The sequence below is a fragment of the Malacoplasma penetrans HF-2 genome (assembly GCF_000011225.1).
Classification (GTDB): Bacteria; Bacillota_I; Bacilli_A; order Mycoplasmatales; family Mycoplasmoidaceae; genus Malacoplasma; species Malacoplasma penetrans.
In genome coordinates, this window is the sequence record NC_004432.1 from 966,173 (window position 1) to 979,755 (window position 13,583).

Consider the following 13,583-nt stretch of genomic DNA (forward strand, 5'->3'; position numbering starts at 1 on the left):
TTCGCAATCTATACAATATATAAAAATATTATTTGTTTTAAAGATTCATTTCAATATTGACAATTAAATGAACATGGTTACAAACAAAAATAGAGTTATACAAAAATAACTCTATTTTTAAAGAAATAATAATATTAAATTCATTAATAGTTTGTTTTATAAATAATAATTAAGTAGTAATGCTTACTGTTATTCAAAGTTCAAAACTAGATAATTGTTGTGCTCCTTGTGCTGTGCTTTGCTCATAGCCCACATTGGGGACTGCACCAATTTTTATTTGTCATCTGTTTTCTGAATATTTAATATAACCATCTGAACTATCTTTTTTTAATACAAAGTGTGAATTTGTTAAAACTTTAGATGTTCTTGATTTTGCAGTATCAGTTGCTAATTTTAAAAATTTTTCAACTGTAACATCAGAAGCACCATTTGCATGTGCTGCAAGTTTTGCTTCTAAATCTGAATCATTTGATTTGTTTGGTTTAATTCCAACATTTGTTCAACTAAATGATAGTTTATTAAATTCAGTAAGACCACTCCCTGTAATTCAAGTAGCTGTAGTCTCTGTAACTTTTATATTAAAAATGAATTTTTTAGAGTAGTCAGTTTCATCATCAAAATAATAACCTTGATTAGGACTTCCGTCAACTATTACAGTATATGTTAAGAAACTTCCTGTTACATCTGGTTTAATATCAGAGTTTAAAGTTAATGCAGGTTTACTAAATGTTGTATTATACACACCTAGTGCCTTCCCAAGAGCTTCACTATTTAGAGCAACACCTTCAGTTGATGTAACAGAAGAATCTTTAAACCCTAAAGTTGCTATAATTGAATCAACATTAGGGGTTACATTAAATTTTTTAATATCTCTAGGAGAATAATTTGTTTTACTTTTTATCCCAATGTTAAATTTTAAATTTATATCTGACTCGATTTGTTCAACATCACTACCACTTACAATAACTTTTAAATCTTTTATATCTAATTTAATGTCTGACACAGGAATTTGAAGGTCAAAATTTTTAGAAACAGATGTTGTACCACTTGCAGTTTCAGTAACATTAACATGTAATAAAATATCATCAGTTAAACCTAACTTATTGGCAACTGCATATGTTGCTGATTGATTAACTGTAACCCCTGCCTTCTCTAATTCTTTTTTTAGAAAATCATTAGTTAGTTGAGATTTTAAGTCGTCTAATGATGAAATATTTAATTGCTTAGATTTTGATGAATAAACAACTTGGTTAGCAGGATCTATTTTAGAACCAGAACCTCATTTATTATTTCCTGCATCATACTGATCCCCAGATCAAGAATCTCTAGAAAAATTTCCCTTAACTGCAATAGCATAATTTTTATTTTCTAATTCATCTGCATTTGTAAATATTTTGGAAGCATTATTACTCAATTTTTCTCCAAGCAAAACATTTATATCTTTATTACCTGTTGAGTCATATATATCAGTAAGAGAACCAATTAGATCAACTGAAGAATTAATCTTAGGAACTATTTTTTGATTTGTTATTCCCCCATTTCCTGATCCTTCACTACCTTGATCTTTACTATTATCTTGATTATTTCCATTATTACTTTGACTTCCATCATTTTTTTCCTTTATAGAAGAACAAGCTGAAACAATAGCTGGGATTGTTATTACTATCCCAAAAGTCCCTGTTAATAAAAGAGACTTCAACAATTTATTTTTTTTAATTTTCATATTTTATTAATAATTATTTCCTTTTGAATTTTTAAATATAAAAAAGACAAGTTCATTAGCTAAAAAAGAAGCATTATTTAAAGTAGAGTTAACTAAAATTAACTCTACTTTTTTACATGCTTCTATTTAACGTACCTAATTATTGCGTTGCACAATTAACAAATAATAGAATTTCTTTTATTGATGTTTAATAATATGCTTACATTTTTAGTGTTCTTTTGAAAGGTTTTAAACAAAAGAAGAGAAGATAATTTTAGTTAACTATACTTTTTTAAATTAATCTCTTTTTTATTTTTTTAATTATGGCATTTCAATTTAACTGATTTTTTTTAAAATTATTAAACACATTTTTTTATGGCGGATATAAAAAACTTAAACAGTTAATACTTAATGCATTAAACAGATAAAAATTAAAACACATAGTTCCCTTAATTATTAAGTTATTTTTTATACATAAATTGATTTTTATTTTCATAATAAAATCTTTTGAAATATCAAAGTTGAAATGAATAAACTAGAAAGAAAAGAAAACACCCAATAAATTGGGTGCTTTTTGGCTAGTCTATTTCAGCTAATTCTCTTACAATAGTTGGACATTTCATAATTCTAGAAACATCTGTTTTCAACTGAGCAACATCTGTTTTTAATTCAACAATGTCTGCTTTAACTTGAACCATGTCAGTTTTAAGTTGAGCAACATCACTGCTTATTGTTTTAAGTTATTTAAGAATTTCTTCCAAAATATCTGGAGATGGATTGTTTTCTCTAATCATGATATTCCCTTCAATTGATTTTGCTTTAAATTTCACTGTCTTAACTCTTTCATTGGTTTCTTGATCAATATAAGAATCAATCACTTTTTCACTATAATCTTTAAGATTTACAGTTTCAGAGTCTCTAATTCAATTAATGAAAACACTTGTTTTCATATTTCCATTGAAAGAGTCATAATATAAATTTTTAAAATAAATATCCTATTAAATAATAGGTTAACACACATTAATAAATCAATATAACTTTTAATAATTGTCATAAAACTAATAAATTACCAGCAATAAAAAACACCCAATAAATTGGGTGCCAATTAATTAGTCTATTTGAGCTAATTCTCTTACAATTGTTGGACACTTCATGATTCTAGAAACATCTTTCTTTAACTGAGTAATGTCTGCCTTAACTTCAACCATATCAGTTTTCAGTTGAGCAACATCTGTTTTTAATTCAACAATGTCTGCTTTAACTTGAACCATGTCAGTTTTCAGTTGAGCTACATCACTGCTTATTGTTTTAAGTTGTTTAAGAATTTCTTCCAAGATATCTGGAGATGGATTATTTTCTCTAATCATGATATTCCCTTCAATTGTTTTTGCTTTAAATTTCACTGTCTCAACTCTTTCATTAGTTTCTTGATCAATATAATAATCAATCACCTTTTACTATAATTTTTAAGATTTACAGTTTCAGAATCTCTAATTCTATTGATGAAAACACTTGTTTTCATATTTCCATTGAAAGAGTCATAATATAAATTCGTTTTTTAAAAATAGATATTCTATTAAATAATATGTTAATACACCTTAATTAATCAATATGATTTTCAACAATTTTCATAAAACTAAATCACCAGCAATAAAAAAACACCCAATAAATTGGGTGCCGATTAATTAGTTTATTTCAGCTAATTCTCTTACAATTGTTGGACACTTCATGATTCTAGAAACATCTTTCTTTAACTGAGTAATGTCTGCCTTAACTTCAACCATATCAGTTTTCAGTTGAGCTACATCACTGCTTATTGTTTTAAGTTGTTTAAGAATTTCTTCCAAAATATCTGGAGATGGGTTGTTTTCTCTAATCATGATATTCCCTTCAATTGATTTTGCTTTAAATTTCACCGTCTTAACTCTTTCATTGGTTTCTTGATCAATATAAGAATCAATCACTTTCTCACTATAATCTTTAAGATTTACAGTTTCAGAATCTCTAATTCTACTGATGAAAGCGCTTGTTTTCATATTTCCACTGAAAGAGTCATAAAATAAATTTTTATTTGTTTTTTCAGCATTAGTTTTAATGCTTTTTTTCAAATCATTTTTCATATAAATACCTTTCTGTTTAACAACCAACTTTAAGAGACTTCTTAAGACACATAATTGGGTTTGTAAAGAAATTAGTAAATATATAAACTAATTATAAATTACAAATCATATAATGTGTGCTTGTAGATTGAAAAAAAATCATGATTTTTCAAATGAAGACCCTAAAGGTTATTAAACTTTAATAATATGGATTTTGTATTGACACAAATCTTTTAAATTTAATTTAGTTAAAACATCAAAGACTAATGATGGATATCATAAAAACATTTTTTAAAACCATCAATAAAGATAAGCACCAAAGTAAACAATTAGGAAAATTGCTTTGCTGCTCTATCCTATATCAATACACTATATTAATGTTAATTTTTGAGGCCAATGTCATAAAAAATGCAATGATTTTTATAAAAAATTAACTTTAGCAACAAAAATAATGGGATAAAAATAATATTTATCTATTACCTTGAATATAAAAAACAGGAATTAAACCTATTAGTTTAATTCCTGTTTATAAATAAAAAATGATAAACAATAATTAACTGGTTGTTACATCAAGAGATATTATTTTAGAAGTATTAGTTCCATCTTCTCAAACATATTCAGTATTTGGTTTTGCTACTAAATTAATTGTATATGTGTTAGTATCAGTTGATTTTAAAACTACTGTGCTTGCACTAAATGTACAATTATAGATTCCAATTGCACTAGATATTTTAGTATTATTTAATGTAGTAACATTATTGCTAGTTGTCGCATATCCTAATGCAACTAAAGCTTTGTCAGCATCCACCACATTATCTTTAGTCAGTGTAGTAGCACCTTGGTTGAAATTAGTGTTTTCATTAATTCCAATATTAAAATCTAAATTTACTTCTTGCTTATCAATTAGTTCAACATCAGTTCCTGAAACTGAGATACTTAAATTTGGGATAACCAAATTAAGATCTGATATTGGAATTTGTAGATCTAATGTGAAGGATCTAGAACTATTCCCTATAGTTCCCAAAACATTTACATGAAGTAAATCACCATTTTCTAAACTTAACTGATTTTGAACTGTATATGTTGTGTTACTAAATTGTAAACTAGCTGCAGTTATTATTTTGGAAATAGTAGCATTATCTAATTTTGTTTTTAAATCATTTAAAGAAGTTATATCAATTGAACTCAAACTTTCTGCATAAAATACACTTCTTAAAACAGAAGTTTTTCATCCTCCAGTTCCTGAATATGGAGTCCCAGTTCAAGCATTATTAGTATCAAAACCACCATCCACTTCTATTTTAAAATCCTTATCTTCTAATTCTTTTGCATTAGTAAATATCAAATCTGGATTTTTAGTAAATTCTTCTTCTAGTAAAGTATCAGTAGTTTTTCTATTAGTCCCTGAACTACTGTCATAAATTTTTCCCAAGTCACCTGAGAAATTAATAGAGGATTTTAGTTTAGGTGTTACTTTTTGATTTTGTGGATTTTCAGTATTTCCTTGATTGTCTTGTCCATTATTGTTATTGTTAGTTTCATCATTATCTGTTGAAGAACATGAAGAAACTATTAGAGGAACTGCAGATACAATTCCAAAAGCTCCAGTTAGGGCTAAAGCTTTTAATAATTTAATCTTTTTGATTTTCATATTCAGTTAATGATTATTACCTTTCTTATTTTTGCTTATTAATTAATAAGAAAAAAATATTTGATAAAACAAGGTAAAAACATATAAGGTAGAAGTAAATAGAATTTGCTTCCCTTGGTTCTACCTACTTATATCAATTTAATTATTAAATTGAAAAGTGATCTAATTTACTGTAATTTATGCAGGAGTGGAAATAAAATGCATATAATTTTGCAATGAAAATTAAGGTATATAAAACTATAAGATTTATAAAATTTATTATTCTTTAATTTTTAGATTAATAAAAACAACCACAAATAAATCAATTATTTGAAGTTGTTTAACTTTTGTTTGTTTATTAGTTGTTTAAGTTGTTTTTATTAGTTTAAAGAAAATTAACTAGCTTGAGCAAATGTTATTGTTATTCATAATTTCATTTTAGTAAAATCAATTCCAGTTTTTGCTTCATATCCTGCTTTAACTTTAGCAATAACTCTAACTTGTCATTTATTTGATTCAAACTTAATATAGCCATTTGTTTTATCATCATCAGATAAATAAAAGTCAGCATTTTCCAAGATTTTTTGCTCTTTTGCTTTAGATGTCATTTCATCTAACATTTTTTGTATATTAGCATCTGTTGCAGTACCATTTGCATGATTTTGTAATTTGGTATTTAAAGTATTTTTATTTGATGTAGTTGGGTTATTTACTCCTGAATTTGTTCAAGCAAAACTCAACTTATTATATTCACCAATGTTTGTAGTGCTATATGAAGCAGTAACTTCAGTTATTTTAACAAGGAAAGAAAATTGTTTAGAAGTTTCTCCACCCTCAAAGTGATATCCCTCCTTTGGTGTTCCTGTAACAGTAATTTTATATGTAAAGAAGTTATTAGTAGAGCTTGGGTTATTAGTGCTATCTAATTCTAATACAGGATTAGAAAACTCTGTATTAAATACACCTAAAGTTTCACCTATTTTTTCACTATTTAGCGCAACTGTTGCAGCAGGTGTAGCATCAGTACTTCTTTTAGTCCTAGTAGTTGCTTTAAACCCTAATTCTTGCATTACTGAATCTTCAGTAGGTGTTGCATTCATTTTCTTAATATCTGCTGGACCTGTATAAGAAGTTTCATCTTTAATTGCAATGTTGTAATTTAAGTTTACTTTTTCATTTACCTCAGTAACATCAGCACCTGAAACTTTAACATTTAAATCTGAAATAACTAGGTTAATATCTGATGCAGGAATTTGTAAATCATAATTTGTTGCAGTTGCACTAGCTTTTGAAGATTCAACATTAACATGAATTAAATCATCATCAGTTAGACCTGGTTGATTTTTAATTGTATATGTTGCAGTTTCATCAACAGTTGCACCAGCTTCTTTTAATGCATCTTTCAATTTAGTTTGATCACTTAATTGTGTTTTAAGATCATCTAAAGATTTGATATCAATTTGAGGCGAATTATAAGAATAATGTAGTTTATTTGTTTCATCTATTGATACACCATCTCATTGTTTTTTTTTCAGTATCATAAGTTTTATCTGTTCAAGAAGATCTTGAGAAAGTAGCTTCTACCGAAACATCAAAGTTTTTACCATTCAATTTTTCAGAATCTTCAAAAGCTAAACTTGGATTATTTTTAATTTCTTGAGCTAATAAATCTTTAGTTGTTTTTCCAGATGCTGGATTATAAATATCTTTAAGAGCCCCAACTAAATTAATTGATGATTTTAATTTTGGAGTAACTTTTTGAGTGTCAGTAGTTCCACCACCAGAACCACCTCCACCTTGGTTATCTCCTGTGCCACCATTTCCACTTCCTCCATTGTTTTCACTTGTTGAAGAACAAGATGAAACAATTACAGGGACTGTTGCAATAATCCCAAAAGCCCCGGTTAATGCAAGAGCTTTCAATAATTTAATTTTTTTAATTTTCATAATATTTAGTTAATAATTATTACCTTTCAAATTTTGGAATATAAAAAAGACAAATTTATTGGTTAAATAAAAACTATTTAAAAGGAGAGGTAATTGAAATTATCTTTACTAAAAGTATGAAAAATTAGATTTTATATACCTAAAATAAATGTATTTTATTTGTTGTTAATAATTGTTTATTACCAGTTTTGAAAATATAAAGACTTATTAATAAGGTGTGTTAAATGAAAAAATGAAAAGGTAGAATTAATTTCAATTAACTCTACCTTTTTTATTTATTGTTTATTTTTTAATTTCTAAAGCTTTTTAAATTTTTAAGGAGTAGTAACATCAATTTTTACATCAAAAGATATTTTCTTAGCTGTGTTTACATCAGAACCATCAGCTCAAACATACTCACTGCTTTGTGGTTTTGCATCAAGAGTAATAGTATATGTTTTTTCTGAAGTTGCTCTACTAGAAACTGTTTTTTCTTGAATAGATGGATTTGAAAAATTAACATTATAAATTCCTAACCCTTTTATTATTGCATTATTGTCTAAAGAGAAAGTGCTTCCAGTTGTTGAACCATATTTTAATTGCTCTAAAACTTTATTTACATCTTTAGCATCATCTTCACTTGCAGCAGTTAAATTAGCTCCTTGGTTAAAGTGAACTTCAGAGTCAATCCCTATGTTGTATGTAAAGTTAGTAGTTGTTTTTGTTGCTGCTTCAATATTATTTCCAGTTACTGTAACACTTAAATCAGTAACTGATAAATTAATGTCAGAAGTAGGAATTTGAAGATCATAGTTTGTTTCTGCACCACTTGTTGGTGTAGCTTTAACATTAATGTGAATCAAATCATCATTAGTAAAACCTAATTTATTTTCAACTGTTAAAGTTGTTCCACTAGCAATAGTAGTTGCTCCTGCTGCTTCTAAAGCATTTTTTAAAACATCTGTTTTCTCTAATTCGGTTTTTAATCCATCTAGTGATGTAATATTAATTTGTTTAGAACTTGATGCATAAACTAATTTATTAGAATCTTGAATAGTTACTGTAGTAGTATCATCTTTTCAATTTCCTGTAGTTGCATCATAAGACAATCCACTTGCTCAACTTGCATTTGAAAATTTCCCATCTACAGTAACTGTTGCATCACTAATTACATTTTTTAATTCTGCTCCATTAGTGAAATAATTTTCAGGGTTTGCTTTAATATCATCAGCTATCAAAGTGTTAGTATTTTTTCTATCAGTTGTAGAAGTATCATAAATTTTATTTAATGCCCCTTCTAAAGAAACATCATCTTTTAATACAGGAGTAACTTTTTGAGTTTGGTCTGCACCACCATTCCCATTTCCATTATTATTTTCACTTGTTGAAGAACAAGAAGATACAATTACTGGAACTGTTGCAACAATTCCAAAAGCCCCAGTTAATGCAAGAGCTTTCAATAATTTAATTTTTTTAATTTTCATATTTAGTTAATAATTATTACCTTTCAAAATTTGAAATTTAAAAAAGACAAATTTACTAGTTAAATAGAGGAAAATCATTAAGTAGAGGTAACAATAATTATTTGTACAAAATCAAAACAAAATGCAAAAAATATATGTATTTTATTTCATTTTCAAAATTATTTATTAACTATATATAGTGTTTTTGATATATAAATGAAATATGTTAAATAGATAAAAATAAAAAAGGTAGAGTTAATTATTGTTAACTCTACCTTTTTAAATATATTTTTAATTAAAATTCTTGGATATTATCCAACTGAACCTTCCATATCTAATTTAATTAAACGGTTTAACTCAATTGCATATTCCATTGGAAGTTCTTTTGAGAATGGTTCTAAAAATCCCATTACAATTAAATATTCCGCTTCATCTTTACTAATTCCCTTGTTCATGAAATAGAATAGTTGTTCTTCAGAAATATTTGAAACCTTAGCTTCATGTTCTAAGAATGATTGTTTGTTTTTAATAATTTCTAATGGAATAGTATCACTTCTAGAAATTTCATCTAATAACAAAGTGTCACATTCAACTCTTGAATGAGAGTGAACTGCATCTTTTTCCATTTTAACCAATCCTCTATATCTAGTATCACCACCATTAAATGATACAGATTTAGAAACAATTCTTGATTTAGTATAAGGTGCTAAATGGATCATTTTTGCCCCTGCATCTTGAACAACATTGTTAGAAGCAATTGCAATAGAAATACAATCACTTGAAGCATATTTACCAGCCAATACACTTGAAGGGTATTTCATATTAATTCCAGCACCAATGTTTCCATCAATTCATGACATGTTTGCATTTTCATGAACAATAGCACGTTTAGTAACTAAGTTTAAAACATTTTTAGATCAGTTTTGAATAGTTGTATATTTAAGTTTTGCATTTTTATGAACATAACATTCAACTACTGCTGCATGTAAGTTACTCTCACTATAAACTGGAGCAGTACATCCTTCTACATAGTGAACTGAAGCACCTTCATCAACAATAATTAATGTTCTTTCAAATTGACCACTAGAAATTCCATTAATTCTAAAATATGCTTGTAATGGTTTTTCTAAATGAACATTTTTAGGAACATAAACAAATGATCCGCCACTTCATACAGCTGTGTTTAACATTGCAAATTTATTATCATCATATGGAACTAGTTTTCCAAAAAATTTCTTAACTAGTTTTGGGTATTTTAAAACTGCTGTTTCAACATTGGTGAAAATAACACCTTTTTGAACTAATTCTTCTTCTAGTTTTTTATAAACTGTTTCAGAGTCATATTGAGCAGAAACACCATTTAAAAACTTAGCTTCAGCTTCTGGAATTCCTAATTTTTCAAAAGTCTTTTTAATTTGTTCTGGAACTTTATCTCAATATGATTCCATTTTCTTAGTTGAAGATGTGTAATAAATAATATCATCATAATTGATATTAGATAAATCTGCACCTCAATCAGGATTAGGAGTTTGTAAAAACTTTTCATAAGCTTTTAATCTTATATCAAGCATTCATTCAGGTTCATTTTTAATTTTTGAAATTTGTTTAATTACATCAACTGACAAACCTTTTTTAGTATTAAGGATGGAATTTTCTCCATCACTAAAACCATATTTATACTCTTGATCTACTTCTTTTTTTTCTATCATAATCTTATTTTGTAACTAATTGTTCTATAGCTACAATCCCCACTTTCGCACATTTTATTCTATTAAGTTGTTTACTAATATTTTTGAATACTGATAAATATTGTAACTCTTCCTCATTAAATGAATCACCATCAATCATATTAAAATATTTTCTAATTAAATCGCTGATATCATTCACTTTTTTATTTTTAATCATTGTACAAAAAATATCTGTTGATGCAGTACTTATTGCACATCCAATTCCACTAAATTTTACATCTACTATAATTCCATTTTCTTCTTTTAAATATAAAGTTAAATTATCAATACAAGATGCTGTTCTATTATTAAAAGATACATAAATGTCATTTAATTTAGAAGCTTCATCTTCTGAAATTTTATTATCTGGAATTTCATAATGGTCCAATATTAGTTTTCTGCTTTGAGCTTCGTCATCACTAAAGTAACCCATTTAAAATATCTCCTTTTTTAAATTCTTTGACAGCTTTTATTAACTTATCTATATCACTTTTATTTGTATAAAAATGATATGAGACTCTTACTACATGATCAAGGTTTAGAATTTCATTTGCTAACTTTGCACATGATAAACCAGATCTTACAATAATTTTTTTATTTCCAAGATATGAAGAAAAATCTTGGCTAAAAATATTCTCTTTAATAAAAATGGAATTAAAGGCATTAATGCCTTTATTTAGTACTTTGATTCCTTCAATTTTACCAAGTTCAAAATCTAAGTATTTTTTTAATTCAAATATTTTGTTTTTTGCATTTTCTAAATCATCATCTAAGTAATAATCTAATGCTTTATTTCAACCATAAATTGCCATTATATTTGCTGTACCAGCTTCAAACTTTGCAGTCCCTGATAATAAGGAGTAGTAGTTTCTTTTGATTTCAAAATTCATTCCACCACCAACAATATTAGGTTTCATTTTTTCAATTAGATCACTGCTAATATATAAAAAACCAATACCAGTTGGACCCAGCATTTTATGAGCTGAACCAACCACAAAGTCAATATTAGAATTTTCTAAATTCATTCTATTGTGGGCCATGTATTGAGTTGCATCAACACAAATAAAAATATTTGGATTAATTTTTTTAATTTCAGATGCCAATTTAATTGCATCAATTGAATTCCCAATTAAATTTGTTTCATTTGCAAAACAAACTAATTTAGTATTCTTATTAATTTTTTTTAAAAAATTCTCAATGTTATCAGATTGATAATCAACCTCAACATACTGAATTTTTATTTCTTGATGAATTGCTTTATACTGTTCATAAATATCATATCAAGGTAAGATATTTGAAGCATGTTCAGCATTAGTCAAAACAATTTCATCACCTTTATTAAAAAAAGGTTTTAAGAAATGAGCAACTGAATTTAATCCATAAGTTGCATTAGGAGTAAAAACAAGATTCTCTTTTTTGGTTCCTAATACTTTAGATAATTTATTCTTTGTGTCATCCATCACGATGTGAGCTTGATGAGCAAAAGTTGAATCATCATTATGTGGATTAGTACAAACATTATTGCAATAGTAAACCATATTATCTACTACAGACTTTGGTTTTAAACTTGTTGCACCACTATCTAAATACACATAATCTGGATTGTTTTTAAATCATTCAATCTCATTTCTTAAATTTTTTAACATCTTAAGATATATCTCCTATCTCAGAAAAGATTCTTTCCATCAATCTTTCTCTAGAGTGTTCATCTTCAATTTTATATAGAATAACATTGAAGTAACTTAGTAATAATAATTTGATTGCATCACTTTTTTTAATTCCTTTATTTTGTAAATAAAATAAATGAGCTAAATTAAGTCTACCAATAGCTAAAGCATGTTTTGCTTTAATGTTATTAGTATCAATTATTAGATTAGGTTTTCCTTGAATTTCTGCATGATCAGATAATAGAACACCTCTAATTTTTTGCTCACAGTAATTATCTTTTGAATCATCTTTAATATAAGCTTGTAAATAGAATTTAGTAGATGAATGATTTTTGTTAATTCCAAATACTTCACAAATACTTGTTGATTGGTTACCTTGATGGTGAACATTAATATTAAAAGTTTTATCAAAATTATCATTTAGCGATGAAACAACCAAATGGAAAGTTGAGTTGTTTAATAAATAAATATCTAAGTCTACATAGACATCATCTTTAATAATATCAATTATTGATAATTCTAAATTTTCATTGCTATCTAAATAAATTTTGTTTGAGTAGTTTTTCTTATTTAAAAAGAATACATTATTTTTTTTATTCATAACAATTCCTTTTTAAATTTATTTAGAAGCTAGGTCAGTTACTCATTTATAACCTTCCCTGTTAATTCTTTCATAAATTTCTACTCCACCAGAAATTGCGATCTTACCATCAATAATTACATAGACTCTATTAGGAATAATTTTTTTAAATAGATTTTCATGATGAGAAACTACAATTAAAGCTTTATCTTCACTCTTTCAATTATTAATTTGATCAACTACCATTTTTAGTGAGTCAATATCTAATCCAGAATCAATTTCATCTAATAAAACAAAATCTGGTTGAATAATTTTCATTTGAAGAATTTCACATTTTTTCTTTTCTCCACCTGAAAAACCATAATTTACAAATCTGTTTAAATATTCTCTGTCTAATCCCATGCTCTTTAAGTTTTGTTCAAACACTGGGAAATATTGAGATAATTTTAATTTTTCTTCTGATCTTGCATTTAATACAGATCTTAAAAAATCTAACATTGTAACACCAGGGATTTCTTCAGAATGTTGTGGTGCTAAAAATAATCCTAATCTTGCAATTTCATCAGTTTCTAATTCTGCAGTATCTTGTCCATCAACTTTAATACTTCCATCAGTAATTTCAGTTGTATAGTGATGCATAATTGCCTTTAATAAAGTTGATTTACCATGACCATTTGGTCCTAATAAAGCAACTACCTCACCTTTATTTACTTCAATATCAATTCCTTTTAATATTTCTTTTTCATTAATTGATACATGAAGATTTTCAATTGTAAGTTTTTCCATGAT

Annotated in this window: 12 protein-coding genes and 1 pseudogene; all 13 read right to left on the reverse strand. The window is 26.5% G+C overall.

Features of this window, described 5'->3' with window-relative positions; translation table 4 throughout:
* Positions 1-169 precede the first annotated feature (169 nt).
* A complete protein-coding gene (locus MYPE_RS03790; protein ID WP_011077556.1) occupies positions 170-1,723 on the reverse strand; it encodes a P35 family lipoprotein in 1,554 nt (517 codons plus the stop codon).
* 557 nt (positions 1,724-2,280) lie between these two features.
* Positions 2,281-2,652, reverse strand: a pseudogene (locus MYPE_RS05910) (hypothetical protein).
* Between the two features lie 159 nt (positions 2,653-2,811).
* Positions 2,812-3,153 carry a hypothetical protein gene (locus MYPE_RS03800; protein ID WP_011077558.1) on the reverse strand — a complete coding sequence of 114 codons (342 nt, stop codon included), beginning with the start codon at positions 3,151-3,153 and terminating at the stop codon, positions 2,812-2,814.
* Positions 3,154-3,387: 234 nt separating this feature from the next.
* Complete coding sequence (locus MYPE_RS03805) at positions 3,388-3,822, reverse strand: hypothetical protein (protein ID WP_044891284.1); 435 nt, start codon at positions 3,820-3,822, stop codon at positions 3,388-3,390.
* Between the two features lie 532 nt (positions 3,823-4,354).
* A complete protein-coding gene (locus MYPE_RS03810) occupies positions 4,355-5,452 on the reverse strand; it encodes a P35 family lipoprotein (protein ID WP_011077560.1) in 1,098 nt (365 codons plus the stop codon).
* 374 nt (positions 5,453-5,826) lie between these two features.
* Positions 5,827-6,972, reverse strand: a complete 1,146-nt coding sequence (locus MYPE_RS03815) for a P35 family lipoprotein (RefSeq protein WP_011077561.1) — start codon at positions 6,970-6,972, stop codon at positions 5,827-5,829.
* Positions 6,920-7,378, reverse strand: coding sequence for a P35 family lipoprotein (locus MYPE_RS05915; RefSeq protein WP_044891285.1), 459 nt, complete (start codon positions 7,376-7,378; stop codon positions 6,920-6,922). Before MYPE_RS05915 ends, MYPE_RS03815 begins: the two co-directional genes overlap by 53 nt.
* A gap of 314 nt (positions 7,379-7,692) precedes the next feature.
* A complete protein-coding gene (locus MYPE_RS03825) occupies positions 7,693-8,841 on the reverse strand; it encodes a P35 family lipoprotein (RefSeq protein WP_011077563.1) in 1,149 nt (382 codons plus the stop codon).
* Between the two features lie 290 nt (positions 8,842-9,131).
* Positions 9,132-10,529, reverse strand: a complete 1,398-nt coding sequence (gene sufB, locus MYPE_RS03830; RefSeq protein WP_011077564.1) for a Fe-S cluster assembly protein SufB — start codon at positions 10,527-10,529, stop codon at positions 9,132-9,134.
* A 4-nt stretch (positions 10,530-10,533) separates the two neighbouring features.
* Entirely contained in the window at positions 10,534-10,980 is a 447-nt protein-coding gene (locus tag MYPE_RS03835; RefSeq protein WP_011077565.1) for an iron-sulfur cluster assembly scaffold protein, read from the reverse strand.
* Complete coding sequence (locus MYPE_RS03840) at positions 10,967-12,193, reverse strand: cysteine desulfurase (protein ID WP_011077566.1); 1,227 nt, start codon at positions 12,191-12,193, stop codon at positions 10,967-10,969. The genes MYPE_RS03835 and MYPE_RS03840 overlap by 14 nt, the downstream gene beginning before the upstream one ends.
* 1 nt (position 12,194) lies before the next feature.
* On the reverse strand, positions 12,195-12,815 hold the full coding sequence (locus MYPE_RS03845; RefSeq protein ID WP_011077567.1) for a SufD family Fe-S cluster assembly protein: 621 nt from the start codon (positions 12,813-12,815) through the stop codon (positions 12,195-12,197).
* A gap of 18 nt (positions 12,816-12,833) precedes the next feature.
* Positions 12,834-13,580, reverse strand: a complete 747-nt coding sequence (gene sufC / locus MYPE_RS03850) for a Fe-S cluster assembly ATPase SufC (RefSeq protein ID WP_011077568.1) — start codon at positions 13,578-13,580, stop codon at positions 12,834-12,836.
* Positions 13,581-13,583 lie beyond the last annotated feature (3 nt).